Consider the following 26,038-nt stretch of genomic DNA (forward strand, 5'->3'; position numbering starts at 1 on the left):
TCTTACTGCGGACGGCCCCCGCCTTCCCAACGCTGGGAATGGTCGTGGGGCTGTACGTGGTGGCTCTCGACTTCGCCCGGCGCGCGCAGGCTCGGTGCGCCGAGCACCAGATCCGGCAGGTCGGGCATTGCGTGGACAGCAGCGGCAACCGGGGCCAGGGTCTGTGTGGTCTGCTCCCGCATCCGACGGGCTGCCTCGCGTCCGGCCTCGGTGACCGAGCGGCCCAGCTGTTCGGCGGTGCTGCGCGCGGCATCCGCGGTGAACCGCACGTCGATGAGGACACCGGAGTTGTCGACGGTCACCTCCACCAGGCCGTCCGCCGAGGTCGCGGTGCACCGTGCGGTGTCCAACTTCCGCTGGACCTCGGCCTGGTGGGCGCGTTGCTCGGCAAGTGCGTCGAGAATGTTTTCGACCTGATTGCGTATCCCGAAGTTGGCCGAGCGCAGTCCTTCTCGTTCCCAACGGTCCATGACTACCTTCCTTCGGCCCGGATCAGCCGTGACGTTCGGCGTATCGGCGTTCGAAGTCGGCGATATAGATCGGCGGATCGATGGACGACGACGACTGCTCCAGCACACCGTCGTCGCCGACGTAGAAGATTGCCCGATCGGTGGCGACCATCCCGGCGGGCACCGGCACATGCACCATCCACCCGACGCTCAATCGTTCGGCGGCCAACTGCTCGAGCGGATATCCCGTGGTGTCCAGGACGCGCCCGGTGATGTAATCGCGCACCCGCGAGATCGCCTCCGCGGCGGGCATCGGCTCCGGCGTCGGCGGCGCCAGTCCGGCCAGCGAGTACTGATAGAGCGCACCGTCGATATCGAACCGGTCGTCCGCGCCGAACACCTCGACCAGTTCCCGGTGCGTGACCCGGCCGACCTCGGCCGCGGCCAGTAGTGCGGCAATCGCCTCGCGCGCACCAGGATTCGGCTCGGCGCCGAGCAGATCGGCGACGATGCCCAGCACCGTTTCCCTGGTCCACACCCCGGGCACCGCCACGGCGCACTGCTCCGCCGACGGCGACGATCCGCGATACCAGCGCCCCGACTCCCACCAGTAGCAGAACGACAGCAGACCCGATGCGGCGCGTGGATCGAGCACCGGGTCGGCCACCCAAGCCGGTGCGCCGGCATAGAGTTTCGGCATCGGTTCGCCGCCGTTGTAGACCGCATCCAGGGTCGGCGCATTCCACACCCCACCCGAGAGCACCGCCCGTCCGGCCGGGAGCGCATGCAGTGTCGACCCGTCCAATGCCGCGCCCTCGAACACTCCCGTCCACGGCTCCATCCGTGGACCGTGATCCGACCGGGCGGCGACGAAGGCCGCGGCGATCGTCGCCCAGCGCGCCCACATCTGCGGGAACGGGGGAAATTCGTATTCCGCGAGCGTCGCCCACACCTGGCCGGATCGATCGCCGCGCGCCTGGGCGGCGGCCTGTTGCGGCGTGCGCCGTTGCCGGTCGCCGTGGCCGATGTAGGCGCCCAACCACACCGGCACCTCGGCGCGCGGATACGCCTCGAGGTCGGCGCGATATGCCTCCGGGGCGAACAGCTGCCCGGGTGGGAACGGCTGCTCGCCGTAGTCGTAGTCGATGTCGATCGCGCCGGAGTCGGCCAGTACCACCAGCAAGCGCCACCATGGTCCGCCGTTGGATCGGGCCGCGAGCGTCCGCAGTTCCCGAACCAGGGCCAGGACCGACTCCGGTGGCGATATCGGAACCAGCTGCTCGCCGACGGAGTATGCGAGTTGGCCGACCTCGCCCACCACCGTGACCGCGAATACCGCGTCCGCCCGCTGCCAGCCCTTCGGCCCGAGTGCCGCCAGCGCCTCGGCGAGCCGCTGCTCGGCGGTTGGTTCGCTCGGTTCGTCCGCCAAGCAGTCCTCCTCATTCGAGTGCGTCATACCTCGTACGCGGCTTTTCATTGTCGAGTCTTCCCAGGGCTGGGACTATGGTCGCGCCATAATGATGCCGCCCCGAGGTCGACTCGCTGCGGGCATCCCGGCCGTGGTCTCTGGTGATCGTCGGGCGGGCGGGCACTGCTGGCCGATCGACCGTCTCCGTCGGCGGGACCGGTTGCCGTTTCGGCCGAGCCACGAGAAGCGATGGGCGCGGGCGGCATCGGGATCGGCGACACGTAAGGCGGCATCCTCACGCTATGGAGGAGCGGAGCGACCTAGCGGTAGGTCGGGCACGCCGATACCACGGTGACGAAGCTCGCCTCGTTCAACGGTCTGGCGCGCAGCCACAGTGTGCCGTCGCGATCGAGACCGGGCCGGGCTGCACAGCATCTTGCCGTCGAATACGGCCATCATCAGGGGCGGTTCCGTGGCGGGTGCCGAGTCGGCGAGGGCCACCGTTAATTGCGCCGCCCGCCAGGCGAGTGCGGAGAACACCACCAGCACTACCGACCGGCGCAGCCGTCGAACGGTGTTGTCCGCGTAAGCCCGATAGTCCGACCGCAGGGTTTCCGGTGCAGCGTCGCCGCTGCGCCGCGGTGTGGAAAGGACCGCGGATCCGGCCGAGAGCGCCGCCGCGAGCGTGGCAACGATGGCCACGACCACGACGCCCCTGACAAAGTCTCGAGTCGAATCCGCGAGCCTGTCCAATCCGGTGAATCCCGTGGCGAAGGCCGCCGCGCTGAAGATCGCGAACACCGCGATCAGTACGATCGACCAGCCCATCGCGAACTTCGGTGTGGCCGCGAGCCGATCATGTCGGGCATCGAATATCGTCCGAAGCCAGAAATTCTCTTCGTCCCGCGACACATCTACCACGGTAAAGTGTTGCCACGATTGGGAATCGCGGTCAGTCGGCGGCGACCTCGCTGCGGTCGCCGCTCCACAGGGTGTGGTACTTACCCGGCGCGTCGATCCGCTCGTAGGTGTGGGCACCGAAGAAGTCGCGCTGACCCTGGGTGAGTGCGGCCGGGAGCCGTTCGGCGCGCAGGGCGTCGTAGTACGACAGTGAGGATGCGAACGCGGGCACCGGGATGCCGAGCAGGGTGGCGGTGGCGACCACGCGGCGCCAGCTGTCGATGGCCGTCTCGATCGCCTCGCGGAAGTACGGCGCGAGGATCAGGCTCGGCAGTGCCGGGTTCTGGTCGTAGGCATCTTTGATCCGGTTCAGGAAGCGGGCTCGGATGATGCAGCCGCCGCGCCAGATCGTGGCGAGGTCGCCCGGGTGCAGGTCCCAGTTGTATTCCACACTGCCAGCTGCGATCTGATCGAAGCCCTGGGCGTACGCGACGATCTTCGACGCGTAGAGCGCTTGGCGGATATCCTCGGTGAACTGTTCGACGTCCGTGGGCTTTTCGGCCAGCGTGCCGGATGCGAGACCAACCGCGGCCTTGCGCTGTGCACGCGAACCCGACAACGCCCGTGCGAAGACCGCCTCGGCGATGCCGGTGACCGGGATACCCAGATCGAGTGCGGACTTCACGGTCCAGCGGCCGGTGCCCTTCTGTTCGGCCGCGTCGACGATCACATCCACGAGCGGCTTACCCGTTTTCGCGTCGACCTGGTTCAGCACCTCGGCGGTGATCTCGACCAGGTAGCTCTCCAGCTCGCCGGAGTTCCACTGCGTGAACACGTCGGCGATCTGCTTCGCCCCGAAGCCGAGCGCGTCGCGGAACAGGTGATAGGCCTCGCCGATCAGCTGCATATCGGCGTATTCGATGCCGTTGTGCACCATCTTGACGAAGTGCCCGGAGCCGTCGGGGCCGATATGGGTGCAGCACGGAGTGCCGTCGACCTGCGCCGCAATCGATTCCAGCAACGGACCGAGGGATTCGTAGGACTCCTTCGGTCCGCCGGGCATGATCGACGGACCGTTGAGCGCACCCTCCTCGCCACCGGAGATGCCGGCGCCGACGAAGTTCAGTCCGCGCGCCTTCATGGCGGCCTCGCGGCGGATGGTGTCGGTGTAGAGCGCGTTGCCGCCGTCGATGATGATGTCGCCGGGCTCCATCGCGGTGGCGAGCTCCTCGATGACCGCATCGGTCGGATCGCCCGCCTTGACCATGATCAGCACCCGGCGCGGCTTCTCCAGCGCCGCGACGAACTCCTCGATCGTTTCGGTGCGCACGAAGTTGCCGTCGCCGCTGTGTTCGGCCAGCAGCGCGTCGGTCTTGGCGATGCTGCGGTTGTGCAGTGCCACCGTATAGCCGTGCTTGGCGAAGTTCCGGGCGATATTGCTACCCATGACCGCGAGGCCGGTAACCCCGATCTGTGCGGATGCTGTTGCGGACGACATGAATCAGCTCTCTCCGTTCGACAGGTGTTGTTACCTACCGTCCGAAGCTTAGTCACCCCGGGCGGCGACGATTCACCGGTCTCGCTCGGCATTTCGCTGGTGTTCGCGCCAGCGGGCGATGAGGCCGTGCATATCCTGCTGGACGAAGTCGAAGAAGTCGACGGCCTCGGTGAGCCTGCGCCCGGTCGGGGTGTCCGCGCCGAAGGTATCGACGCCGTACTTCAGGTTGGTCTTCCACGCATCGAGTGAGTCGTTGCGCAGTGTGAGCACCGTTTCCCACACGTTGTCGCGAATGCGGTACTGGTCCTTGCGGGTGCGCGGCACCCGCTCACGGGAGACGAATCCGATCTGTGCAAGGAAGCGGACCGCACCCGAGATGGACGGCTGGCTGACCTGCAGCGCGTCGGCGAGTTCGGCCGAGGTCATGACGCCTTTTTCGCTGATCAGCATCTGCGCGAGAACCCGGGCGGCCATCTGTGGCACGCCGCTGGCCGCCATTGCTCCGCCGAGTCGTTCGACGAACGCCCGTGCCCGCTCCGATTCCGCCGTCGTCGGTTGTGGTGCCGTCATGGTGCCGAGCGTACCTTGCTAAGTTTTTGAACTATTGCAACTATCAGAGATTAGTAATAATGTCGCGACATGCCTCCCCATGAACGAGCCGCCGACTACGTGTCGGACTCGAACCCGGCCCTGCTCGACGCCGTCGTACCGGGCGAACTCTCCGGCACCCGCCGCTTCGGCGTGCTGGCCGCGCTCTGCCTCGCGGTGCTGGTCGTCGGTCTCGACACCACAGTGTTGAATGTCGCGCTCCCGACGCTATCGGTCGACCTCGGCGCATCGACCGAACAACTGCAGTGGATCGCCAACTCCTACAACCTCGTCCTGGCCGCACTGCTGCTGCCCGCCGGACTGCTGGGCGACCGGTTCGGCCGCAAGAAGATGCTGGCCGCGGCGCTGATCCTGTTCGGAGCCGGTTCGGTGGTGTGTGCGCTGTCCAGCTCCGCGGGGCAGCTCATCGCCGCGCGCGCCTTCCTGGGAATCGGTGCGGCGCTACTGGTTCCGGTGGTGATGTCGCTGATCACCGTGCTGTTCCCGACGGAGGCCGAACGCAAGAAGGCGATCAACTTCTTCGTCGTCGCCAATAGCATCGGTCTACCGCTCGGTCCGATTGTCGGCGGTCTGCTGCTGGACCACTACTCCTGGTCGTCGATCTTCTGGATCAACGTTCCGGTTGCCGTGGTGGCAGTCGCCGCGGTCGTCGCGCTGATTCCGGAATCGCGCAGTTCGGTGCGGCCGACGATCGACTACCTCGGCATCGTGATCTCCTCGGCGGCGCTGGCGGCGCTGGTCTACGGGGTGACGCTGGCCGGTGAAAAGGGTTGGGGCAATGGGGCGGCGATCGCGTTCATGGTTGCCGCGGTCGTCTTGCTGGCGATCTTCGCGGTGGTCGAGGGGCGCTTCGGCCGGACCGGCACGCCGCTGATCGACGCCCGCCTGTTGCGTTCGCGGTCCTTCGTGTGCGGCACCCTGCTCATCACCGTCGCGGTGTTCGCGATGTTCGGTCTGCTGTTCACGATGCCGCAGTTCTTCCAGGCGATCCAGGGTGCGGATGCGCTGGGCACCGGGTTGAAGTTGCTGCCGTTCATCGGCGGCATGGTGATCGGCGCGAAGCTGGCGACACCCGTCGATACCGCCGCGGGCACCAGGATCACCGTCGCGATCGGATTCGTCATTCTCGCTATCGGATTGGCGATGGGCGCGCTGACCGATGTGGACTCCGGTTACGGCTACGTGGCCACGTGGATCGCGATCGCCGGTGCCGGTGCGGGCTTCGGTATGCCGTCGGCGATGAATGCCGCGCTGGGGGAGTTGGATCCCGACCGGGCCGGTGCCGGATCGTCACTGATCCAGGCGATGCGTCAGGTCGGTGGCACCGTCGGTATCGCCCTGCTCGGTACCGTGCTCAATGCCACCTACCGGGGTGCGGTGCACACCGATGGTCTGCCGGAGCAGGCCGCGGCGGCGGTCGAGAAGAGTGCGGCCAATGGCATCGCGGTTGCGCGCCAACTGAATTCGCCGCAGCTGCTCGATTCGGTCAGCAGCGCGTTCGTGGACAGCATTGCGACGATGCTGTGGGTGTGCACCGCGATTGCCGTGGCTGGTGCTATCGCGTCGATCCTGTTCCTGCCGCAGCGCGCGAAGGCTGTCGATCCGACCGAGTTGATGTAGTGACTGTCGCGGCGGCCAGCACTCCGATCGGGGTGCTGTCCGTCGTCTCGGGTACCGCCCCGGCGGGGCGCACCGTGATCGTCGCGGGCACGCCGAGGGCATACGGCAGGTCGCGGTCGGTGAGCCCTTGGCGGAATTCGGCGGTTTGCCCGTAGCCTGCGTCGGCGACGATCAGCGGAGGCGCGGGCCTGCGCCAATCGAGCAGCTCGTCGATGCATTCGTGCGCCTGCTCCCATTTCCGGCGGTGGCGCTCACCCTCGGGGATCGCGGCCTCGGCGCGTCGGGTGGCGGTGACCGCAGCCTGCCCGGGATCCTCGGCGCAGGCATCGTCCCAGCGCTCGGGCACGAACAGCCGCCAGTCCAGCGGGCACGACGCGGTGTCGGTCACCGTGTGCACGCTGACCGCGACCTGGCAGTTGCCGACCTTGCCCAGGGTGCCCGAATACTGCCGCGCCACACACGGCGACGCATCATCGTCCTTGACGAACCCGGTATCGTCGATCGCCCACGCCTCCGGCGCGATCAAATCACACGCCTTGCGCGACAACACCTTCCGAACGGGCGCGACATCCCACGGCGAGGACGTCACGAACTGCTGCAACCGCTGATGATCCACATCCAGCCGCTCGGCCATCGGCTGCATCGACTTACGCTGCCCATCCAGCATCAACCCGCGCGCATACACCCCGGCCGTGGCAATCCGATCCTTACGCCCCAGCGACGAGAACACCTCGCCGACAAACGCATCCAGCCGCTCACCGACATCCGCCAACCCCATCGCATCCACACCGGCGATGGTCTCGAGAATCACTCCGAAACTCGAGCTGGAGGCGACCTCCGACCCGGTGAATCCGCCGCCGATCACCAGCACCTGGCGCGGCGCGGCACTCCGGTCGGCCCGCAGCCGATCCGCATCATCGCGTCCGCGCAACACATGCACACCGCGCAACGCGGCCTCGGCGGGCACCGGCCACGGCCGCGCGTCGGCACCGGTCGCGATCACGAGCCGGTCCTAGCCGATCTCGCGGCCATCGGCCAGGCACACGCACTGCAGCCGCCGATCGAGTTCGGTGGCCACGACGCCGGGCGGCAGATTTGCCGACGTCCGGGATCCACAGGACCCCCATATCGTCGGCTACTACATCCCCGATAACCCGAAACAGCGACTCGGTCCCGTCCCGACCCCCCTCGTGCACCAGGCCCAGGACGTCATCGACCGCCGCAACATCATCTACATGTCCGAGAGCAACAGCGGCATTCACATCCTCGCCCACCACTGAGCAGAGGCGGCGGCGTGCCCGGCCGGCGGGCGGGGGCAACCGCCACGGCCTGGCGAGCTCGCGGTCGATGCGGGTTATCCGGTCTCGTCCTCGACGTGTAGTGCGCGCTCGGTCAGCCGGACGCGGAACACCGTGAACGCCAATGCGATCGCGGCCGCGAGCACGACCAGCGGGATCGTGATCAGGCCCGGCCAGTCCAGCGCGTGCACGAGTTCGATGGCTTCCTTGATGCCGATCAGCGACGCTCCCCCGCCGACCACGAACCACCCGGCAGCCTTGCCGAAGTAGGTAACGAGCTCCGCCCGTTGCGGCGGCGTCAGCGACGCCATCATCTGCTGCTGCCACGCCTTCTGCGTGCGGCGGGTGAGTACGTACGCAACCGGTGGGAGCAACCACCACCACGGCGAGACCCGACGACGAGGAATCGCCTCCTCCTGCGCCCTGATCGCCGACGCATCGAATCCTAATTCGCCCAACTCGACAACGCCCTGATAAACCGGACCGGCAACCAGCAACCACGCCCCCACGAACCCACAACACGCCGCGATCAAGTGCATCACCGCATTATGTTACTTGCCGCTGCCGGGCGGGCGCCTTCTCCGCGCGGATGGCAGTTGAGAGCGCGGGGGCCGGTGGTAACGGAATCGACTGCAACGGAGTGGGTCTCATTCCGGAGGGGATAATCCGTGGCCGGGCTTGTGGACGAGTACCAGCCTGCCCAGCGGGCTGTCGATGATGTCGGCCCTCTCGAATCCTTCGGTCGCGGCTTCGACGGCAAGGGATTCCGCGGATCGCCCGAACGCCACGTCCTGCAGCCGGAAGAAGAGGCCATCGAGCAGCGCGCGGACGGAGGGCTCATCCGACGGTAGAAACAGCTCCTGCATCAGCAGCAGACCGCCGGGCCGCAGAGCGCGCTGGCTCGGCTGGCACCACCACGCCACCCTCGCCACCGCCGCCCACCTGTTCCTCACCAGCCTGCGCCTGTCCGACCCAAAAGCCGGTGGGCAGGACTGACCCTCTACGGCATCGTCCGCGAAATCCAACGCGCACTCGCTATTTGGATCGGCATCTGCCCACTATGCCACCACACCTTCCCAACCTGACAAAGTCCTACTAGAAGCTTGCGCGCTCATCGACGAACGCTCGCACCCACTGGCGACTCGGTTCCAGATAGCGCCGTCGAGCCTCGGCGAACAAGTGCACGCTGGCGGGGCCCGGCCAGTCGGCGGGCAGCATCTCGTCGGGCAGACCGGGGTCGATATAGGGGATGATCCGCCATTCGTCGAGCATCGAGGTGAAGCGTGCGAAGGCATTTCGGTCGCTGGTGTCGTCGAGAAAGTCGCGGTGCCGCTCGTAGAAGGTGCGGTGCCTGGACGCGAGATCATCCAGATCCCACCATTGCGCGGCGGCCTCGCGCAGATTGCCGGGCACGGCGGGGTCGGTAGCGCGAAACGAGGTCACGTATTCATCGAGTTCCAAGGCCGTGACGATGGCGGCGGCCTCCGTCGCCAGGTACTCCGGGTAGATCCACAGACCGGCCGACACGGTGCCGCAGCCGATCGCGGTCAGTCGACGCCGAAGCTGGTGTCGTGCGGCGCGTTCGGACTCCGGGATGCCGAAGGACAGTAGCCGCCACGCGTCACCAGGGGCCATCCGACGGAATCCGAAGATTCGCGGGTCGCCGCGCGCGAACATCGCGAGTGCGGCGTCGGTCAACGCATAACCTGTACGCCCGCACCGACTTTCGGCGCGCAGCACGCCCTTGCTCTTGAGTCGGGCAATCGCCGTGCGGGTGCTCGGTACCGGCACACCCAGTAGGGCGAGCAGTTCGGTGAAGTCCGCGATCGCGATCCACCCGCCGAGGTCACGAACATAGGCGCCGAGCACGGTGCGGGCCAGGGAAGTCGCGCTGCCCGCGCGGGAGTCGAGGTCGTCGAGAACCGCGCCCGCGATGGCGGGCACTGGATCAGTATGCGAGGAGTTCATCGCGGATAGCGCTCAGTCCGGCCAGGACCTCGCCGAAGGTGGTGCTCAGCGGGCTCAGGCCCAGTCGGATTCCTTGGGGCGGGCGGAAATCGGGAATCACGCCACGTTGCCACAGTCGCGGGGTGACCTCCCGAAATCGCGGATGATCGATCGTCACGTGTCCGCCGCGGCGGGCGGAGTCCAGTGGTGATGACACCTGGACGCCGAGCGGGAGCAGCCAGTTGCGGCCGAGTTCGATGGCGAATTCGGTGAGCGCCATCGATTTCGCCCGTACGGCCGCCATCCCGACCTCCTCGATCAGGTCGAGGGTGTCCTGGATCGGGAGCATTCCGACGATGGCGGGCGTTCCGCTGATCACTCGTCTGATCCCCGCTGCGGGGACATAGCCCTGCGCCATCTCGAACGGATTTTCCCGACCCATCCAGCCCCAGATCGGTTGGGTGAAATCGGCCTGGTGTGCGTCCGCGACATAGGCGAAGGCGGGTGCGCCCGGACCGCCGTTGAGGTACTTGTAAGTGCAGCCGACGGCGAAATCGATTGCCCACGTATCGAGTTCGAGTTCGACCGACCCGGCCGAATGGCACAGGTCGAGCAGTAGCAGCGCCCCGGCATCGTGGGTGGCGGCGCACACCGCGGGAGCGTCGAGGAGATATCCGGAGCGGTACGCGACGTGGCTGAGCACAACGAGTGCGGTGCGCTCGGAGACGGCGTCGACCACTTCCTGTGTGGTGACGCCACCGGCGACATCGGGTTCGATCCACCGCAGTGTCAACTCGAGATCGGTCGCGATCGACTCGAGCAGATAGCGGTCGGTGGGAAAGTTGTCCCGGTCGAGCACGATCTCGGTGCGGTCGGGCCGCAGCGCCAGGGCGCCGCGCGCGAGCTTGTACAGCAGTACGGTGGTGGAGTCGCCGACCGTGGTCTGTCCGGCGGCAGCGCCGAGGACCGTGGCCCCGATCCGGTCGCCGATCGTCAGCGGCAGGTCGAACCAGTGCTCGTCCCAGCCGCGAATCAGTCGACCGCCCCACCCTTCGGTGACGAAGGCGGCGAGTCGCTGCGCGGTCGCCCGGGTGGGCCGTCCGAGGGAATTGCCGTCTAGATAGGCGACGATCTCCGGGTCGTCACTGCCGAGAAACCGTGCGGGATAGTCGCGTAGCGGATCGGTCTTGTCGAGTTCGCGTGCGCACGTGGCGAAGTCGGTGGGCGTGATGGTCATCGGGTCAGCGTCCGGTCCAGGTGCGGACGGCGAAGAGTTCGGGGAAGTAGGTGTGCTCGAGTGCGCGTTGCAGGAATCCGGCGCCGCTGGATCCGCCTGTCCCGGCCTTCCTTCCGATGACGCGCAGCACCGTGCGCAGATGCCGGAACCGCCACAGCTGGAAGTTCTCCTCGAGGTCGACCAGCTCCTCGAATGTCTCGTACACGGTCCAATGTTCTTCTGGGGCTTCGTATATGGACTGCACCAGCGCGAGTAACTCGGGGTCGAGGGTATGGGCTTCGGTGACGTCGCGCTCCAGTGTCGAGTGCGGGACCGCGAGCCCGGTGCGGGCGAGGTGACGCCAGAATGCGTCGTAGAGAGTCGGTTCGCGCAAGAGCGTGGCCAGCTCGGCATATGCCGCGGCATCGGATTCGAATACTCGAAGTACGGCCGCGTTCTTATTGCCGAGGATGAACTCGATCGCCCGGTACTGATGGGACTGGAAGCCCGACGAGTTCCCCAGGAAGTGGCGGAACTGCGCGTACTCGGTGGGCGTCAGCGTCGCCAGCACCGACCACTGCTCGGTCAGTGTCTTCTGAATGTGCTTCACCCGCGCAATGCATTTCAGCGCTACACCGATGTCGTCGGCGTCGAAAGCCGCTCGCGCTGCCCGTAATTCGTGCAGCACCAGCTTCAGCCACAACTCGGTGGTCTGATGCTGAATGATGAACAGCAACTCATCATGGTGTTCCGGCCGACTGACCGGATGCTGGGCGCTGAGCAGAGTGTCGAGGTCCAGATAGGCGCCGTAGCTCATGCGGGAGCTGAAATCGGTGACGATGTCCGGTTCGAGTGCGTGCGCGTCCCGGTGAATAGTCATCGGCAGCCCCGTTCTTCTGTGCCCCATATTCACCGTATTACATCATCGTGACGCCCGCTAGGGTTGTGTCATATGACGATCCGGCGACCGCTCGCGGGTCCGGGCATCCGTAGCGCCGAGGCTGGCCAGCAGGCGCAAGTTGTCGTGGGATTCGGTGCCGGGTTCGGCGGACAGGACAATGAGTTCGGTGCCGGTTTCCTCTGGGAGGGCGAAGTTTTCCTGATGTAGGTCCAGGGTGCCGACCATCGGATGGACGAAGCCCTTACAGCCGTGGGTACGGGAGCGGACGTCGGCACGGGCCCACAGCTTGCGGAAGCGGTCGCTGTGCACGGCCAGTTCGCCGATCAGGGCCGACAGTTTCGGATCGTCCGGATATTTGCCCGCGGCCAGGCGCAGGTGGCCGACAGTGTCGCGGGTGCAGGCTTCCCATCCGGCGTAAAGCGAGCGGCGGTCGTCGTCCAGGAAGATGTGCCGGGCAATATTCAGGCCCTTCATCGGGCTGTGCCCGTACAGCAACTCCGCGAGCGGGTTGCCCGCCACCACGTCGAGGCGGTGATCGACGATGAATGCGGGCGCGTCGGGGATCAGATCCAGCACCCGCAGCAACTCCGGGCGGATACGCACGTTCGGCGCCGACTTCGTCGGGCGCTGCGGACGGCGGGCCAGCCGGTGCAGGTGCTCGCGCTCCACCTCGTCCAAACCGAGAACCCGGGCCAGCGCATCGAGGACCTGCGCGGACGGCTGCCGGGCCCGCCCCTGCTCGAGGCGCACGTAATAGTCGACGCTCACCCCGGACAGATGCGCGACCTCCTCACGGCGCAATCCCGCCACTCGACGGCGTGAATCGGTGGCGATGCCCGCGGACGCCGGATCCACCCGGGACCGCCGGGTGCGCAGGAAGTCGGAGAGATCGTCCATCCCTCCAGTATTGCCACGGCTTCGCTGGGCGAGGGTGGTCCTGCCGATACCAGGAAGTCCCGTCCGATGGATGAAGCGTCTCTGAACAGCGGCTCATTCGACTTCCGGGATCGAATACATCCGATTCGAAGGAGCAGCACATGCGGACACTCATCGTCCACGCCCACCCCGAACCGCGGTCACTCAACGGCGCGCTCGAGGACATCGCGGTGACCACCCTGCGAGAAGCCGGGCACGACGTGCAGGTCAGCGACCTGTACGCGATGCGATGGAAGCCGATGGTCGACGCCGACGATTTCGGGACGGCGAGCGACCCACTGCGGGTCGCCGCGGACTCCGGTCGCGCCTACGACACCGGCACACTCACCGCCGATATCGCCGCCGAGCAGGAAAAACTGCGCTGGGCCGATACCGTGATCTTCCAATTCCCGCTGTGGTGGTACGCGATGCCCGCAATCCTCAAAGGCTGGGTCGACCGGGTCTTCGCCTACCACTTCGCCTACGGCGTAGGCGAACACAGCGCTACCCGCTATGGCGACCGCTTCGGCGAGGGCACGCTCGCGGGCAAGCGGGCCATGCTGTCGGTGACAATCGGCGGCCGCGAACCGCACTACGCTGACCGTGGCATCAACGGCCCCATCGACGACCTGCTCTTCCCGATCCGATCGGTCCCGGCGTGGCGAGGACCACTGCGTCGACGTCATCGGCCACGATGGCCGCCAGCGCGTCATCGATAACGCGGGCGCCGGGCACCGTGGCGGCGACCTCGGCGGCTCGGGTGGGGAGTAGTCACCGAATCGCTGTGCGGCGCGCAGACGACATGCTGAGATTCCGACCCGGCTCGAATCCGTTGCCGTGACCGACTTCAGTTGTGGTTGGCGCGGATTCGGGCCGGTACCACGCGCAGCGGTGTCACGTCGCAGCCGTGGAGGCAGCTTCGGAAACATAATTCCCAGCAGTGGAAAGTCGGCCTGATGGTATCGGCGCATAAACTCTGCGAATATGACGGTGGCAATGGATGCTTCGTGGCGCAATTGGCTTCAGGAAAATCTCGCACGGGGTTGTTCTGTCGAATCGATAGTCGAATCGATGATCAGAGGTGGTTTCGACAAGGCTGTGGCCACGGCGGCGGTTCGCGCTTTGCTGGCGGGAGAGATTCCAGTCTCCTCGCCCTACGAGTACGACACGTGTCCCGTTTCGCCGGATCCAATTATTCACGCGCATGACCGCGAGATCTACCCGGTGTTTCGGGTGGAGCGGCCGCAGCTTATTCTGTTCGACAATGTGCTCTCCGCCGAAGAATGTGATCAGGTGATCGAGCTGTCCGAAGGTAAATTGCAGCGGTCCACGATCATCGACCCCGAAACCGGGCGTCCGGAGACAATTAGGAATCGCTCCAGTGAGGGCACACATTTCAAGTTGTCCGAGACCCCATTGATCGACCGACTCGATCGGCGGATCTCCGCCCTGATGAACTGGCCATTGGAAAACGGTGAGGGGCTGCAAATTCTGCGGTACGGGGTCGGCGGCGAGTATCGTTCCCATTTCGATTACTTTCCGCCGGACCAACCCGGGCACGCTGCTCACATCGCTCGCGGCGGCCAGCGGACGGCGACTCTCGTGGTATACCTCAATGACGTCGAAAGCGGCGGTGACACCGTTTTTCCTGAGGCAGACGTTTCGATTTCCCCACGCAAAGGCCATGCAGTCTATTTCCGATACTTCAATAATCTCGGACAGCTCGACCCGGACACAAAGCATGCCGGAGCGCCGGTCCTCGCCGGCGAAAAATGGATCATGACCAAGTGGATGCGCCGCTATCCCTACTCTGGTTGAGACGCGGCTCGCGGGGACCCTAGATTTTCGTCACCGGCTCGAGGGCGACCACTCCCTTCCCGCTCGGGATGTCGAGCGGCACCGAGACCTGGTCGTGCGCGATGAGCCAGGTGTCGTCGATCTTCCGCATACCGTGCGTGACCCGGACCCACATACCACTCGTTGCCGTCCCGTTCTTCAGCGTGCCGCTGAGACGAGCAAAGGCGTGCCCGAATGCCACATCATCGCTTACGATGAACGTCAGGTCGCGAACCTCATAGGTCACACTCGCGAAGAACAGCAACACTTTCGCCCAGTTCTCGAGTTTCGCCGCTATCCCGACATGCTGGAGCGGCGGCTCGGCATCGAAGGACACGACGTCGGTTGTGTACAGCTGCCTTATGGCCTCGAGATCCTTGGCTCGCAGTCCTTCGACTACTTTGTCGATTGTGCAGGCCTGTTCGAGTTCCCGGCTGCGGGCCTGCACGGTGCCGGGGGGTACCGCATGGTCCCGGGTAAATGGCGTGGCTTTGCGTTTGCGGACGCTGAGTTGGAATTGTTCGGCGGCACCGGCCATGTCACCCGAATCGCTTAGCGCGCACGCGGTTTCGTGGGCGAGGATCGCTTCGTTCCGGCAGCATCCCTATCTGATCGCGTCGATTAGCAACTTCGCTGCCACCGTTGCCCCGTCAGCGCGGATCATGCCTGCCACTACGCTCGCACGCGCTCGGGTGGTAGACGCCAATGCCATGTCCAGAGCGGCGGACAATGAGGCTGGATCGGGATCAGCGTCCTCACACGCCGTGCCGATGCCGAGATCGGCCACTCGGCGCGCCCAGTACGCCTGGTCCGTCAGCTGGGGTACCACCACTTGAGGCACGCCAGCTCGGGCTGCGGCCGTTGTCGTGCCCGCGCCGCCGTGGTGGATGACGGCAGCGACCTGGGTGAAGAGCGCCTGATGGTTGGCCTCGCCAACGGCCATGCAGTCGGAGAGGTCGTCGATCAAGGCCAACTCGGCCCAGCCACGAGAGAGGAGCACACGGCGGTTGTGTGCGCGGATTGCTTCGATCGCGATCCGGGCGATGCCGTTGCGCACTCGCATGCTGCCGAAGCCGATATACACCGGGGGTGTACCCGCGTCCAAGAACGCCTCCAACTCGGCGGGGAGGGGGCGTTCGTCGGGAACGATCCAGGCACCGGTCTGTACGACATCCAGACCGGATGATTCTGGCCATGGCCCCAGCACTGGGTCCGCTGCCAACCACGGGTGGTCGGTGAAGACATGGTCGCGCACATTGCCCACTGGTGGCAGTCCGAGCGCTGCCCGGCGGATATCCAGCTCCTCGCCGAACTGCGCGTTCCAACCCTCGGCGTCGATCTCCCATAGCAGTTGGTTGCCAATCGCCGCTGGCGGAGGCCGCTCGCCTGGCATCCGCGGCATCGGCGGATGATGCGGCGAGGGCAGGCTGGTCGGCTGGTAGCTCGCGTACTGGTAGTGGATTCCCAGCTTCTCAGCGGCTGACCGGGCGGCGATCTCCGTAATGCCGGTTGCTATTACCGCATCGCATCTTGCCGCTGCTGTGGGGATCGTGTCGAACTGAACTGCGGGCCACTGGTCTACGTAGTCCAGCGCAGCCGCCATCGAGGCTCTTGTCCCATCCAAACCTGGTATCGGCGGCCCCAAAGGCACCAGCGGCACGCCCAGCTCGGTGAGGCGACGCTCGAAAGTCGGTGGCGCGCATACCCGCACCTGGGCTCCGAGCTCCTGCAGCCGCAGCGCGAGCCCCAAGGCCGGCTCGATATCGCCGCGCGTCCCGCTCGCCGACAAAAGCACCTGCACGCCGCCACCCCTTACTCGTGTGTTCCGGCGTGGACCGTAGTCGGCCATAGGAAGTCCGCCGATCAAAGTGTCCCCACCGGTGACGATGGCTCCGGTGTGATGACTCGTCCAGGCGCGCTGCGGCTGTGACGAGCGGTTTCGCTCGGCCCGAATGTGGGCACCACATGGTGCGTTGAGCCAGTTTCGCGCCGACGAAGTCCTTAACCTGGATTGGGAGTGGGTAACCGAGATGTCACCCCGGACAGATGCGCGACCTCCTCACGGCGCAATCCCGCCACTCGACGGCGTGAATCGGTGGCAATGCCCGCGGACGCCGGATCCACCCGGGACCGCCGGGTGCGCAGGAAGTCGGAGAGATCGTCCATCCCTCCAGTATTGCGACGGCTTCGCTGGGCGAGGGTGGTCCTGCCGATACCAGGAAGTCCCGTCCGATGGATCACACGCTCGAAGGACCGACGCCAGGAACACACACCCTCGGCTCAACTGGTACGCGTCGAGTGCACCCAAAAGACCCCCAAAGCACCCCGAGGCAGACCCCTATCCTCGTAGTTATGCCCGATGAGTACGTGAATGTGTCTGTCACAGTGGCTGCTGACGGGTCTGTCGTTGAAACGACATACGCGCAGGAACACGTGGCTGATATCCGGGTTCAGCCCTTCGGCTCAGGTAGTTATGACGTCGCGTTCATCACGACCGTGGAAGTGTCACCCCGCTCGGTCGCAGAGGCGACGACCGAGGGTGGTTGCGCGTCGGTGAAGGGCCTGTACTGCAATTTCAGCCCCGCAAACCCGAAATACGCCTACCAGGTAACGGTGCGGGTGCAGACATCTCGCGGACAGGAGGCAGAGTCCACGGACAGCGGCTTTCGGCTTGACCTGCAACTCGCCTAGGAGTTAGACCAGGAGTTCTCGACGGGCGTCCCGAAACTCGACAACGGCGGCCTGGCTCTGCCATGGAGTGAACGCCCGATCCAGCAGTTCCAGTTCCTTCGCAAGTCGTCCCGAGCCCGAGCCACTTCCGGCGGAGATCGCTTCCATACCCAGGCTCGCGGCTTGTTCGACGTCGTCATTGCCTACGTGTGCTATCGCCGCGCGCACCAGATACACGGACCTGTCTCTAGCGTAATGAGGAGGCAGCGTGTCGAGCACATGCGTGAATTGCTCTGCCGCAGTGTGGTAGTCGCCCAATGCCGACAGGCTTCGCGCCCGGTGGACGTTGATGTAGGAGTGATCGAACCATCCAGCCCAAGGGAGGTCCGGGTCCATGTCGCGGCTGTCGACAGATTCCAACGCTATGTTGTAGGCGTTTTCTGTCGCCTTATGGTCGCCGAGCAGCGCGTGACCATGCGCGGCACGCATATTGGCGAGGGCCTCGATCGGCGTATCGCCGGGGGCTGTGCGTATCGCGGCGGCTGCGAGCGCGACCGTTTCGCTGCCATCGCCTTCGTCGCCGGACAGGTGTGCTTTCCGGTTGAGGATGTAGGAGGACATAGTCTCGTCGCCGGATGCCATGGACCACTGGAATGCCCGGTCTGTCCAATACTCGGCGGCAGTGAAGTCCCCCGAGTCCTGGTGAAGCCAGCCCGCGAATTCGGCGTAGCTGGTTTGCATCTCGAGCAACCCGGTGGTGTCCGTGCCGTTCAATCTGCGCAACTGGCCGATGACCTGGATCTGTTGTTGCACGATCGGGATCACGGTGGTCGGCCCGAGCAGGCTGTCCTGGTCGACGAGGACGCGTTTGAGTTGACGAAAGTGGTCAAGGTAATCGACTGAGGAGTTGCGGTTCAACGCGATTCGCGAGTTGGAACTCGTGCCGATTGCCGCTTCCATGCCGACCGCCGCGATGAAACTGCGCCTGGAGATCGGCATGAACTCGCCTTCTCCGTTCTCGTAGGGATAGTCACGACCCGACTCATCGTGCCCGTCGACTCGTCCGTTGTCGAGATCGAACATCGCCACTGCGGCGATCTCGATCAGACGCCCGGATGCGGACAGTTCTCGGTCGAGCAGCCGGACGATATCCGCTGGCGGCTTGCGAATTCCTCGTTCGAACCGCGACAGGTCCCCCGCGTTGTAGCCGATCCGGCGAGCAAGACTTCGCAGCGACTCATGGCCACGAAGTTTGCGCAATTCGTCGCCGAACGGACGCCATTGCTCCATGACCCACCTTCTCATGAGCCCTCTACCAGCGTTGCTATATCGCCAACGCTGCAACGCTAGTGCAACACCCGCGGTCCCACCGAATCTTTTGGGTAGCAGCCGATGCCGAGCTACACGCCCCCCTTCGACAACCGAATGGGGTTCGTGTCACCCGGTGTTGGGTGCCCACCAACATTGGAACACGCACTGAGGGATGCCACCCATGCCTGTAGGAACAATCGCCCTGATCGTCACGGCCGCCGCGATACTTGCCCTCTGGTGCGGCATCGGATACTGGCTGCCCTATCTGATCGACCGCGACGACACCATTCCGGACGGCGCGGTGTCGAGCGTCGATATCCTCGATCGCGTCACCGCCGAGGGCACCCTGAGAACCGATTCATGGGAGCTCGAGCCGTCGCATCGCGCACCGCCCGAGCCGTACACGCCGGAACAAGCGCACGCCGAGATGCGGCGGCACCGCGATTGCCGCACCGACATCTGCCTGGCGAAATACGCCGCGTTCTGGACACTGGCTGATTCCGGGCAGATCGTGGCCGATGCGAGGGCCGTCCGATGAGCGTCAGCGAACTGCCGAGACGGTCCGCATTCGTCGGGCCGCAATGCTCGGTCTACTGCGATGTTCCGACCGAACTGATGAAGCGTTACCTCGAAGCCCTGAACACCCACGAGTGGACGGATGCTGAACGGCCCGAGGGGGCGCGGTGAACCGAAATATGTTGCACACCACCGCGATACCAGGGAAGGTCGCGGTGTGGCAGCTCGTCAACCGCGCCGCCCGCATACTGCGCGTGCAGCTCACCACCGAGGCATTCACCGCCTACCGCCTGCCATCGCTGACCAAGCTGCCCGACGCGCAGCCCGGCACGATCGTATTCGACGCATACCCGGATTTGGTCGACGCCCGCGAGCTGCTTTCCGAGCATGGCGACCTGTGGGACGCGGTACGCGAGGACTACTGGGCCGCCTTACTCAATACGGCGGATCTCCCGTCGCCGGGCGTCGACGGCTAGCAGATGACCGAATTGCATTCCACACGAACGGATATCGCTCCATCGGTGCGGGCGCTGCTCGCTGCCTTCCATGAGAACACGCACAAGAAACTCGACCGTGCCCCCGTGGATAGCCGTCCGATATTTCAGCGCGCGGACGGCTCGATGATGCGGGTTGACGAGGACGGGTGGATATCCGACTCGGACGCGGACCTGGACAAAGCCGACGCCCCCACGATCACGCCCATCAGCGTCGTCGACACCGAAACGCCGTGACCGGGTAGGAACCGGGACCGCGAGCGAAGGAAAACCCATGCAACCCAAGGCAATCGGTCTGCTGCTGCTCGAAATCACCGGATCGGATCGGCAACGGTACGAGCAGGTAATCAGACATCTGGCGCAGCGCCAAGGCTACGAGCTAGCCGGACTGCTCACCATCTGTACCGACACCTACATGCCGACGGCACTGGTAGTCGAAACCGTATGCAAGGCAGGAGCTTCCGCCATCTTAACCCCCGACCTTGCCCACTTCGGCGGACACGCGAAGGCGATCGCATTGGCGTGCGATCTGGTGACTCCGGCTGGGGTTGTGCCGCGATCCGGCGGGGAACGGTGATCGCATCCGAAGAGCGTGGTCCCAGGACTGCGGGCACCCACTTGGCCGAATCATCCACCTACACAACGTATTCGACTGTCTCGTCCACGATCAGCCGCGAGTTGCTCTCTAACCGGCGCGCCTTGGACCTGTGTTCCAGAGATCACCCTCAGTCATCCCGAAGGAGCCGGACATGATCAAAGTCCCCGCGAATCTGAAGGGCGTGCGCGTCGCAGTCCTGTACGGGCCGGTCTCAGAAGAGGACCGCGTCTACATTCGCAACACACCGCACGAGAAATGGTCGCTGACTGCGATCATGGAAACCCTCACCGAGTCCGGTATCGACGCCGAACACCTCGACCCGACCGCCGCCGATTTCGTTGAGCGAGTCCGTACGTTCGACGTCGCATACGTGAACGTCCACGGCCCCTGGGGTGAGGACGGCCGTCTTCAAGGTCTGTTGGACTACCTGCACGTGCCCTACACGTCGTCGGGTGTTCTCGCGGGCGGTATCGGTGCGGACAAGCTGGCCTCGAAGGCGGTGTTCAACTACGTCGGCATCCCGACACCGCGCGACTCCGGGCTGATCACAGAATCCGCGATCCCGGCATTCCCGATGCCCGCAATGCTCAAAGCGGTCGACGGCGGCTCCAGCGTCGGGTTGCAACGAGTCGAGACCCTGGCCGAAGTCGCCAACGCGGCGAACCGATTCCGTGAGCGCGGATTTCGCCGGTTCTTCCTCGAGGAGTTCGTAGTCGGTCGTGCGATGACGGTTGCGGTGCTCGGCACCCGGACCGGGCCGAAAGCGTTGCCGCCGTTGGAAGTCCTCACCGAACGCGATTACTACGACGAGGAAACCAAGCTCGGCGGCGGCGATGGCCCAGCGGTTACCTATCAGGTTCCCGATGATCTGGCGTTGACCACCCTCGACGCGATGTCCTTCGGTGCGCTGGCGGTATACGGATTCCTGGAGTGCCGAGGCGCGATACGGATCGACTACATGGTCGATACGGCTGGTGTGGCATACGCGTTAGAGGTGAACACGACTCCGGGTGTGCAGCGGCACAGCAATCTGCCGGTTGCGGCACGCGCGGTCGGAATCGGATACCGGCAGCTGATCCTGATGCTGCTCGCAGATGCGATCGAGAACGGGGTTCGTCCTCCGTGGGTGGTCCGATCGATTGTCGAGCAGTAACGCGGCCCCTCGCTTCCCTCAAGGCGGTGCTGTCCTACATTGAGCTGGCTACCCCGGATCGAACGGAGTGAGATTGCACCGCCTTCCGCTGGATGTCCACCGGTTCCCGCAACACTTCACCGACGACGAAACCGATGCCCCCGGTTTCCTATGGCCCGATGGTGGCCCACAGATATGGGGTGATCGGTGTTGCGGCATTGCGTGCCTGCGAATGCTGCTCCGGTTCCATGGCCTGCCGGTGCCACCACAGCGTGAACTACTCCGAGAGGGGTTGGACACCAACGCATATGCCACCGGAGTGGGCTGGACACACGCCGGACTGGTCGCGCTGGCCGCACGGCACGGCCTTGCCGGTACTGCTGAAGCGGTCGACCGTTCCACGCTTCAGGGGATGGCCGCGGATGGCGTACCCAGCATCATCTCGTGCACATGGCGACTGCCTGAAGACGGACGCAAGGGCGGGCACCTGATCGTGTTTGCCGGCGAGGCAAACCGCGACGGTGACACCGTCGCGGGATTCGCCGACCCGTCGCGATGGGGTGCCGAGCATTCGGAGGTTCCGGCGCGACGATTCTGGGCGAGTTGGACCGGGCGCGCGATCATGCTGCAACCGGCCTGATCCTGGACCTACCGCAGCCCGAGCCAACCACACCCACAAGGCCCGCCACGTCACTGCCGACCTGACAAACCCGCACATACCCCTGCGCAGATTCCCGCCTACGCCGCCCGCCGTCGCTCACTACCAAAGGCGAGTACTTACGGAGTGCGTAACCAACATGTCACCCCGCTGAGTTCCGGGCACTCTACACTCCTTTAAGCCCGCACAAGACATGACCGCCTCATAGGTTAGGCGCTGTAGCGCTCAGCGTAAGAGAGCACCACTGGTGATAACTGTCTGTAAGGCGGAATTCTAGTTGAACGACTAAATCCGGGGCCGAGCTGAAGGGCGTACATGCCTTCGCGGCCATCAAATCTTGCAACCAGTTCAGAAACGATCGCTGCGTCATCGGTAGTTTCGGGATAGAGAATATTGTCGATATCATCCTGGATCGCGGAGAGTTCGACATAAGCTTCCCTAGCCATTGCTATTATGCTGGGATCGTCTTTCAGGGCCAAAAGTTCGTTGCGTTTGTATGCTTTACCCATAACTCCGGATGATTCCTTCATCCATTCACGATCCATGTTAATCTCGACAGAAGGCTCATCATTCATTTTGATAGTCAGCTTAAGTGCGGCAGCCTCCATGTTGATGTGCAACATCGTATGTCTCAATTCAATTAGCCACCTATAGCCAAAGCATCCCGAGTAAAGTCCATTGAAAAGCGCGCGTAATTCTTCTTCTTCTTTAGAGGCTTTGCCGAATTTATCTCTCACGAGCCAATAGGTTTGGTCTTGGTGGATTTGAAATGCGCTAGTCATGGCGATAACCGCGTATCGAAGCCGGCGTCCGAGATCGTCTACCGCACTATCACCTCCTGGTATCCCATGCTTGTCTAACTGGTGCAATATCTCAGCTGCGGCGTTGAGAAGTAGATCTATTTGCTCGAAGATATAACGTAGGAGGTCGCGGTCTATTCGGCGCTTCAGTCGCTCATAGGCCGTAGAATAACGTGTGTGTTCGTCTTCGGTGAACGAACATACCTGAGTGAATATTATTTTCGCATCAACATTAGGATCCTGGTATCCAAGCAGCGCGCCGTGAGTTGTAGAAGGTGTATCCTCCTCAGCGAGTCTTATCGCGACTGCCTTTTGGGCCTCCGCTGCGGTATCAATGACCGCTTGCTTCCGCCGTTCAGCCTCTTCAGATGACGGCGGACCGTCGGTGAGCCAAGTGTCAGCGTCAGCCAGGGCTGCCGCCACCGATGAGGTGATTGTTGTGAGCGCATCCGCCTGTGTGAGGGTTTCTCTGGTTGCAGTTCTCCCGACCAACTCAATTATTGTATGCGCGATGCCAAGAATAAGGAGACTTGCTGGCGCACGCAGAGTGGCGGCCGAATTATGCGTTAGTGCCTGGAATTCGCCGAGAGCCTTCTCGCAAAATTCTATGACATTAGGTGCGCTGATCCTGTCGACCGCTGCTTGGAAGTCAGCGAGCTTATGTGCCCATTCTCGAAGCTGCGATGTTGGGTCAGTGCCGAGGCTTTCATGCGATGAGTTGCCATCGGACTTTTGCCGAATAGAAAATAGATTCGCAGTACGCTCGACATCCGAACCATGCTCGGTCAGAAGTATTTGAAACGCTCGGCGGAGTAAGCTCCTGTAGTCGCCCTTATTCGGATCTAACGGAAGTATTATCTCCTGGGTGGTCCGCGATTCATTCCTCCATACTTGGTATAATCCTGGCATGTCGACAGTCTTATGCCAATTGAATTCTAAAAGCAAAGACTCGATAATATTCGAATCAAAATCGGCCGATGACAAGTCGTCTCGTGTACTCATGGGCGAACTCCTTTGCCGATTTTCTCCATGATCTTGCAGAGTGCCACGTCGTCGAGACGATTCGCGGTTCGCGCCCTGACGGTCTTGGTCTTAGCTGTAGTTGGTGGCAAGCCTGCAAGGTTGACCCAGTAGAGATGGCGCAACAGCAGACCTTCCGAAAATCGCTCTATCCATCTTTCTTGGAGTTCCGGCAACTGCATAATGACCACCAGCTTAGGGTATGTCACATTTTCGATGACTAGCTCGTTATACCTGCGACGGGTCAGCGATGCCGTTGCGTATTCTCCGCCCCTGGAGAGCGGAGTTGACGTTGCCTTGAGCTGAACATCTAGTCGAGCTGTTTTGTCGGCTTGTATATGCTCTTCGGCACGGTGGGTTACGTGGAGATCAATCCCCTCGTCGAACGCCCAGGGGGAGACGTTGCATCCGGCCGCTGCAGCGATTGCGCGGAAGCAGGACTCCTGGTATTTCTCCATGTGTGCAGTAACTCTGGACGGCGAACCGCGCAGCGGCGAGGTCGGACGATTACCACTGAGCGTCACCCAGTGAGGCTAGGCCACCGGTGTGACGACAGACCGCATTGATAGTCGAGGGCGTTTCATACCATACGGTCGCAACGGTGGAGACGTCTCGGGAGCAGTCCGACAGCAGCTACGCCGATCGCACCCCACTATGGTGAGCTTTCCATCTGTCCCACGCCACGACCGCACTGGAAGCCCACATGGCTTGGCCCGCCGAGTCGCCAACACCCAACCCCGAGCCCGGTCAAGCTCAGGGAGTGTGTAATTAAAATCTCACCCCGGCGAGCAGGGACGGCTCTACATTCCCAAGGCCCGGAACAGCTTGCGCGGTCAGCGGCTACTTAATACTGGCGGTAGGGCTCGATCCCGGCCAGGATCGGGTCCAGGTACCCGGTGGGAGGTTCCCTAAGCGGCTGCCCCCGGTCTCGTTTGGTGTGGCTCACTAATGGCTTGCGTCCCACCGGGTGCCGTGCGGGGCGTGGCTGAAAAGGGGTTTGCCCAAGCTCGAAGTAGCGGTGCCTTCCCGCACGGACACCTGTTCGTTCGTAATCGAGGAAGGACACTGGTGACGGTCATCATCGGAATGGACCCGCACAAACGCTCGGCCACCATCGAAATCATCGACCACCAAACCAAGATCCTGGCTGCTGGCCGATACAGTACCGACGCTGTCGGTTACGGTGAAATGCTGACCGCAGCACAGCGTTTCCCAGATCGAGTATGGGCAATCGAGGGCTGCAACGGTATCGGCCGGCACGTGGCGCATCGGCTGGTCCATGATGGCGAGACAGTGATCGACGTGCCGGCGAAGCTGTCGGCGCAGGTGCGGGTGTTCGCTACCGGCAACGGCCGCAAAACAGACCCCGTCGACGCCCACTCGGTCGCGCTGGCGGCGCTGCGATCACCGAATCTGCGTCGGGTGCAGGCCGATCCGGAGCTGGTCGCGTTGGGTTTGCTGGTCGATCGTCGCGACGAACTCGGTCGTGCTCGCACCGAGACCCTCAACCGGATCCACCGGCTGCTACTGGAGTTGGTGCCCGGCGGGGCCAAGAGATTCCTGTCCTCGCGCCAGGCCCGAGCCCTGGTCGAGACAATCGAGCCGAGGGATCCGGCAGCCAAAGTCCGGCTGCGCCTGGTAGTGGAGTTGATCGAGGACCTCGAGACCATCGACCGCAAAACCAGGGCCGCGGACAAAGAGCTGCGGCAACTGGTCCTGGACCGCGGGTCCACCCTGATGGACCTGCACGGCATCGGCCCTTGCGGCGCTGCACGATTGCTCGCCGACACCGATGACATCCACCGGTTCACTACCCGAGACCGGTTCGCCTCCTGGAACGGCACCGCCCCGCTGGACGCCTCCTCTGGTGAACAACAGCGGCACCGGCTCTCGCGCGCCGGGAACCGCAAAATCAACCACGTCCTGCACACCATGGCCATCGTCCAACTCCGCAACCCGACCGCCGGACGCGTCTACTACGACGGCAAGAAAGCCGCTGGTAAAACCTCGATGGAAGCGGTGCGGGCCCTCAAACGGCGCCTGTCGAACGTCGTCTACAACCGGATGCTCGCCGACCAGCGCAAACGTGAAGCGGCAAGCCCGGGAGGGCACTCGGGAACGACTACTGACTCCAGCGCGACCGGCCCGACCCCGTACACCGATCCTTCGGACAAGCCACAGCCCGGACCTACCACCACCCAGCCTAACGACGAACTCCCCACCACGTCTTGACATAGGGGAG

Annotated in this window: 28 protein-coding genes and 3 pseudogenes; 12 read left to right on the plus strand and 19 right to left on the minus strand. The window is 64.0% G+C overall.

The window, feature by feature from the left end; translation table 11 throughout:
- Window positions 1-2: 2 nt before the first annotated feature.
- From ACQP1G_RS12795 to ACQP1G_RS12815, 5 genes are all read right to left on the minus strand, one after another.
- On the minus strand, window positions 3-470 hold the full coding sequence (locus tag ACQP1G_RS12795) for a YbaB/EbfC family nucleoid-associated protein (RefSeq protein WP_433202733.1): 468 nt from the start codon (window positions 468-470) through the stop codon (window positions 3-5).
- Window positions 471-492: 22 nt separating this feature from the next.
- Window positions 493-1,878 (minus strand): hypothetical protein, encoded by a 1,386-nt coding sequence (locus tag ACQP1G_RS12800; protein ID WP_433202736.1) that lies wholly within the window; start codon window positions 1,876-1,878, stop codon window positions 493-495.
- Between the two features lie 279 nt (window positions 1,879-2,157).
- On the minus strand, window positions 2,158-2,769 hold the full coding sequence (locus ACQP1G_RS12805; RefSeq protein WP_433202739.1) for a hypothetical protein: 612 nt from the start codon (window positions 2,767-2,769) through the stop codon (window positions 2,158-2,160).
- Between the two features lie 40 nt (window positions 2,770-2,809).
- Window positions 2,810-4,255: an NADP-dependent phosphogluconate dehydrogenase gene (gndA, locus tag ACQP1G_RS12810; RefSeq protein ID WP_433202742.1), complete on the minus strand. Its 1,446-nt coding sequence runs from the start codon at window positions 4,253-4,255 to the stop codon at window positions 2,810-2,812.
- Between the two features lie 72 nt (window positions 4,256-4,327).
- Window positions 4,328-4,825 (minus strand): GbsR/MarR family transcriptional regulator, encoded by a 498-nt coding sequence (locus tag ACQP1G_RS12815; protein ID WP_433202745.1) that lies wholly within the window; start codon window positions 4,823-4,825, stop codon window positions 4,328-4,330.
- A 69-nt stretch (window positions 4,826-4,894) separates the two neighbouring features.
- On the opposite strand from ACQP1G_RS12815, the gene ACQP1G_RS12820 reads away from it, so the two are divergent.
- Window positions 4,895-6,484, plus strand: coding sequence for a DHA2 family efflux MFS transporter permease subunit (locus ACQP1G_RS12820; RefSeq protein ID WP_433202748.1), 1,590 nt, complete (start codon window positions 4,895-4,897; stop codon window positions 6,482-6,484).
- A 22-nt stretch (window positions 6,485-6,506) separates the two neighbouring features.
- On the opposite strand, the pseudogene ACQP1G_RS12825 reads toward ACQP1G_RS12820, so the two are convergent.
- Window positions 6,507-7,487 (minus strand): annotated as a pseudogene (locus ACQP1G_RS12825) (IS701 family transposase); the annotation flags it as partial.
- Between the two features lie 67 nt (window positions 7,488-7,554).
- On the opposite strand from ACQP1G_RS12825, the gene ACQP1G_RS12830 reads away from it, so the two are divergent.
- A complete protein-coding gene (locus ACQP1G_RS12830; RefSeq protein ID WP_433202751.1) occupies window positions 7,555-7,764 on the plus strand; it encodes a hypothetical protein in 210 nt (69 codons plus the stop codon).
- A gap of 74 nt (window positions 7,765-7,838) precedes the next feature.
- Here the strand turns inward: ACQP1G_RS12830 and ACQP1G_RS12835 are convergent, their stop codons facing one another.
- From ACQP1G_RS12835 to ACQP1G_RS12860, 6 genes are all read right to left on the minus strand, one after another.
- Window positions 7,839-8,324, minus strand: coding sequence for a hypothetical protein (locus tag ACQP1G_RS12835; RefSeq protein WP_433202754.1), 486 nt, complete (start codon window positions 8,322-8,324; stop codon window positions 7,839-7,841).
- A gap of 105 nt (window positions 8,325-8,429) precedes the next feature.
- A complete protein-coding gene (locus tag ACQP1G_RS12840) occupies window positions 8,430-8,714 on the minus strand; it encodes a hypothetical protein (protein WP_433209578.1) in 285 nt (94 codons plus the stop codon).
- A 163-nt stretch (window positions 8,715-8,877) separates the two neighbouring features.
- Window positions 8,878-9,726, minus strand: coding sequence for a PaaX family transcriptional regulator (locus ACQP1G_RS12845; protein ID WP_433202756.1), 849 nt, complete (start codon window positions 9,724-9,726; stop codon window positions 8,878-8,880).
- Between the two features lie 4 nt (window positions 9,727-9,730).
- Window positions 9,731-10,966, minus strand: coding sequence for a kynureninase (locus tag ACQP1G_RS12850; RefSeq protein WP_433202759.1), 1,236 nt, complete (start codon window positions 10,964-10,966; stop codon window positions 9,731-9,733).
- A gap of 4 nt (window positions 10,967-10,970) precedes the next feature.
- Window positions 10,971-11,825: a tryptophan 2,3-dioxygenase gene (locus ACQP1G_RS12855; RefSeq protein WP_433202762.1), complete on the minus strand. Its 855-nt coding sequence runs from the start codon at window positions 11,823-11,825 to the stop codon at window positions 10,971-10,973.
- 57 nt (window positions 11,826-11,882) lie between these two features.
- Window positions 11,883-12,743 (minus strand): helix-turn-helix transcriptional regulator, encoded by an 861-nt coding sequence (locus ACQP1G_RS12860; RefSeq protein ID WP_433202765.1) that lies wholly within the window; start codon window positions 12,741-12,743, stop codon window positions 11,883-11,885.
- A gap of 140 nt (window positions 12,744-12,883) precedes the next feature.
- Between ACQP1G_RS12860 and ACQP1G_RS12865 the strand changes: the two are divergent.
- Window positions 12,884-13,405, plus strand: a pseudogene (locus ACQP1G_RS12865) (NAD(P)H-dependent oxidoreductase); the annotation flags it as partial.
- Between the two features lie 4 nt (window positions 13,406-13,409).
- On the opposite strand, the pseudogene ACQP1G_RS12870 reads toward ACQP1G_RS12865, so the two are convergent.
- Window positions 13,410-13,529: pseudogene (locus ACQP1G_RS12870) on the minus strand (inositol 2-dehydrogenase); the annotation flags it as partial.
- Between the two features lie 216 nt (window positions 13,530-13,745).
- Between ACQP1G_RS12870 and ACQP1G_RS12875 the strand changes: the two are divergent.
- Window positions 13,746-14,579, plus strand: coding sequence for a 2OG-Fe(II) oxygenase (locus ACQP1G_RS12875; protein ID WP_433202768.1), 834 nt, complete (start codon window positions 13,746-13,748; stop codon window positions 14,577-14,579).
- Between the two features lie 19 nt (window positions 14,580-14,598).
- On the opposite strand, the gene ACQP1G_RS12880 is transcribed toward ACQP1G_RS12875, so the two are convergent.
- The 3 genes from ACQP1G_RS12880 to ACQP1G_RS12890 form a co-directional block, all read right to left on the minus strand.
- Window positions 14,599-15,135, minus strand: coding sequence for a YybH family protein (locus tag ACQP1G_RS12880; protein ID WP_433202771.1), 537 nt, complete (start codon window positions 15,133-15,135; stop codon window positions 14,599-14,601).
- Between the two features lie 66 nt (window positions 15,136-15,201).
- Window positions 15,202-16,398, minus strand: a complete 1,197-nt coding sequence (locus ACQP1G_RS12885) for a glycosyltransferase (RefSeq protein WP_433202774.1) — start codon at window positions 16,396-16,398, stop codon at window positions 15,202-15,204.
- 200 nt (window positions 16,399-16,598) lie between these two features.
- Entirely contained in the window at window positions 16,599-16,763 is a 165-nt protein-coding gene (locus ACQP1G_RS12890; protein WP_433202777.1) for a hypothetical protein, read from the minus strand.
- A 186-nt stretch (window positions 16,764-16,949) separates the two neighbouring features.
- Here ACQP1G_RS12890 and ACQP1G_RS12895 point away from each other — a divergent pair, with 186 nt between their 5' ends.
- Window positions 16,950-17,288 (plus strand): hypothetical protein, encoded by a 339-nt coding sequence (locus ACQP1G_RS12895; protein ID WP_433202780.1) that lies wholly within the window; start codon window positions 16,950-16,952, stop codon window positions 17,286-17,288.
- Between the two features lie 3 nt (window positions 17,289-17,291).
- Here the strand turns inward: ACQP1G_RS12895 and ACQP1G_RS12900 are convergent, their stop codons facing one another.
- A complete protein-coding gene (locus tag ACQP1G_RS12900; RefSeq protein WP_433202783.1) occupies window positions 17,292-18,557 on the minus strand; it encodes a helix-turn-helix domain-containing protein in 1,266 nt (421 codons plus the stop codon).
- A gap of 202 nt (window positions 18,558-18,759) precedes the next feature.
- Here ACQP1G_RS12900 and ACQP1G_RS12905 point away from each other — a divergent pair, with 202 nt between their 5' ends.
- From ACQP1G_RS12905 to ACQP1G_RS12930, 6 genes are all read left to right on the plus strand, one after another.
- Window positions 18,760-19,116 carry a hypothetical protein gene (locus ACQP1G_RS12905; RefSeq protein WP_433202787.1) on the plus strand — a complete coding sequence of 119 codons (357 nt, stop codon included), beginning with the start codon at window positions 18,760-18,762 and terminating at the stop codon, window positions 19,114-19,116.
- Window positions 19,117-19,261: 145 nt separating this feature from the next.
- Window positions 19,262-19,570 carry a hypothetical protein gene (locus ACQP1G_RS12910; protein ID WP_433202790.1) on the plus strand — a complete coding sequence of 103 codons (309 nt, stop codon included), beginning with the start codon at window positions 19,262-19,264 and terminating at the stop codon, window positions 19,568-19,570.
- 3 nt (window positions 19,571-19,573) lie between these two features.
- On the plus strand, window positions 19,574-19,825 hold the full coding sequence (locus ACQP1G_RS12915; protein WP_433202793.1) for a hypothetical protein: 252 nt from the start codon (window positions 19,574-19,576) through the stop codon (window positions 19,823-19,825).
- Window positions 19,826-19,862: 37 nt separating this feature from the next.
- On the plus strand, window positions 19,863-20,165 hold the full coding sequence (locus ACQP1G_RS12920; protein WP_433202796.1) for a hypothetical protein: 303 nt from the start codon (window positions 19,863-19,865) through the stop codon (window positions 20,163-20,165).
- A gap of 172 nt (window positions 20,166-20,337) precedes the next feature.
- Window positions 20,338-21,339, plus strand: coding sequence for a D-alanine--D-alanine ligase family protein (locus tag ACQP1G_RS12925; protein ID WP_433202799.1), 1,002 nt, complete (start codon window positions 20,338-20,340; stop codon window positions 21,337-21,339).
- Between the two features lie 67 nt (window positions 21,340-21,406).
- Window positions 21,407-21,958, plus strand: coding sequence for a C39 family peptidase (locus ACQP1G_RS12930; protein WP_433202802.1), 552 nt, complete (start codon window positions 21,407-21,409; stop codon window positions 21,956-21,958).
- Window positions 21,959-22,185: 227 nt separating this feature from the next.
- Here ACQP1G_RS12930 and ACQP1G_RS12935 read toward each other — a convergent pair whose 3' ends face one another.
- On the minus strand, window positions 22,186-23,778 hold the full coding sequence (locus ACQP1G_RS12935) for a hypothetical protein (protein WP_433202809.1): 1,593 nt from the start codon (window positions 23,776-23,778) through the stop codon (window positions 22,186-22,188).
- Window positions 23,775-24,320, minus strand: a complete 546-nt coding sequence (locus tag ACQP1G_RS12940) for a DUF4365 domain-containing protein (RefSeq protein WP_433202812.1) — start codon at window positions 24,318-24,320, stop codon at window positions 23,775-23,777. The genes ACQP1G_RS12935 and ACQP1G_RS12940 overlap by 4 nt, the downstream gene beginning before the upstream one ends.
- 544 nt (window positions 24,321-24,864) lie before the next feature.
- Between ACQP1G_RS12940 and ACQP1G_RS12945 the strand changes: the two genes are divergently transcribed.
- On the plus strand, window positions 24,865-26,028 hold the full coding sequence (locus ACQP1G_RS12945; RefSeq protein WP_433202815.1) for an IS110 family transposase: 1,164 nt from the start codon (window positions 24,865-24,867) through the stop codon (window positions 26,026-26,028).
- The last annotated feature ends 10 nt before the right edge of the window (window positions 26,029-26,038 follow it).

Source organism: Nocardia sp. CA-107356 (genome assembly GCF_050946365.1).
Lineage (GTDB): Bacteria > Actinomycetota > Actinomycetes > Mycobacteriales > Mycobacteriaceae > Nocardia.

What these genes read in the sequence shown, in the direction of transcription:
- ACQP1G_RS12795 (WP_433202733.1), bottom strand. Translation starts at nt 470, where the DNA reads ATGGACCGTTGGGAACGAGAAGGACTGCGCTCGGCCAACTTCGGGATA.
- gndA (WP_433202742.1), bottom strand. Translation starts at nt 4,255, where the DNA reads ATGTCGTCCGCAACAGCATCCGCACAGATCGGGGTTACCGGCCTCGCG.
- ACQP1G_RS12815 (WP_433202745.1), bottom strand. Translation starts at nt 4,825, where the DNA reads ATGACGGCACCACAACCGACGACGGCGGAATCGGAGCGGGCACGGGCG.
- ACQP1G_RS12820 (WP_433202748.1), top strand. Translation starts at nt 4,895, where the DNA reads ATGCCTCCCCATGAACGAGCCGCCGACTACGTGTCGGACTCGAACCCG.
- ACQP1G_RS12850 (WP_433202759.1), bottom strand. Translation starts at nt 10,966, where the DNA reads ATGACCATCACGCCCACCGACTTCGCCACGTGCGCACGCGAACTCGAC.
- ACQP1G_RS12855 (WP_433202762.1), bottom strand. Translation starts at nt 11,825, where the DNA reads ATGACTATTCACCGGGACGCGCACGCACTCGAACCGGACATCGTCACC.
- ACQP1G_RS12860 (WP_433202765.1), bottom strand. Translation starts at nt 12,743, where the DNA reads ATGGACGATCTCTCCGACTTCCTGCGCACCCGGCGGTCCCGGGTGGAT.
- ACQP1G_RS12875 (WP_433202768.1), top strand. Translation starts at nt 13,746, where the DNA reads ATGACGGTGGCAATGGATGCTTCGTGGCGCAATTGGCTTCAGGAAAAT.
- ACQP1G_RS12880 (WP_433202771.1), bottom strand. Translation starts at nt 15,135, where the DNA reads ATGGCCGGTGCCGCCGAACAATTCCAACTCAGCGTCCGCAAACGCAAA.
- ACQP1G_RS12890 (WP_433202777.1), bottom strand. Translation starts at nt 16,763, where the DNA reads ATGGACGATCTCTCCGACTTCCTGCGCACCCGGCGGTCCCGGGTGGAT.
- ACQP1G_RS12895 (WP_433202780.1), top strand. Translation starts at nt 16,950, where the DNA reads ATGCCCGATGAGTACGTGAATGTGTCTGTCACAGTGGCTGCTGACGGG.
- ACQP1G_RS12900 (WP_433202783.1), bottom strand. Translation starts at nt 18,557, where the DNA reads ATGGAGCAATGGCGTCCGTTCGGCGACGAATTGCGCAAACTTCGTGGC.
- ACQP1G_RS12905 (WP_433202787.1), top strand. Translation starts at nt 18,760, where the DNA reads ATGCCTGTAGGAACAATCGCCCTGATCGTCACGGCCGCCGCGATACTT.
- ACQP1G_RS12915 (WP_433202793.1), top strand. Translation starts at nt 19,574, where the DNA reads ATGACCGAATTGCATTCCACACGAACGGATATCGCTCCATCGGTGCGG.
- ACQP1G_RS12920 (WP_433202796.1), top strand. Translation starts at nt 19,863, where the DNA reads ATGCAACCCAAGGCAATCGGTCTGCTGCTGCTCGAAATCACCGGATCG.
- ACQP1G_RS12925 (WP_433202799.1), top strand. Translation starts at nt 20,338, where the DNA reads ATGATCAAAGTCCCCGCGAATCTGAAGGGCGTGCGCGTCGCAGTCCTG.
- ACQP1G_RS12935 (WP_433202809.1), bottom strand. Translation starts at nt 23,778, where the DNA reads ATGAGTACACGAGACGACTTGTCATCGGCCGATTTTGATTCGAATATT.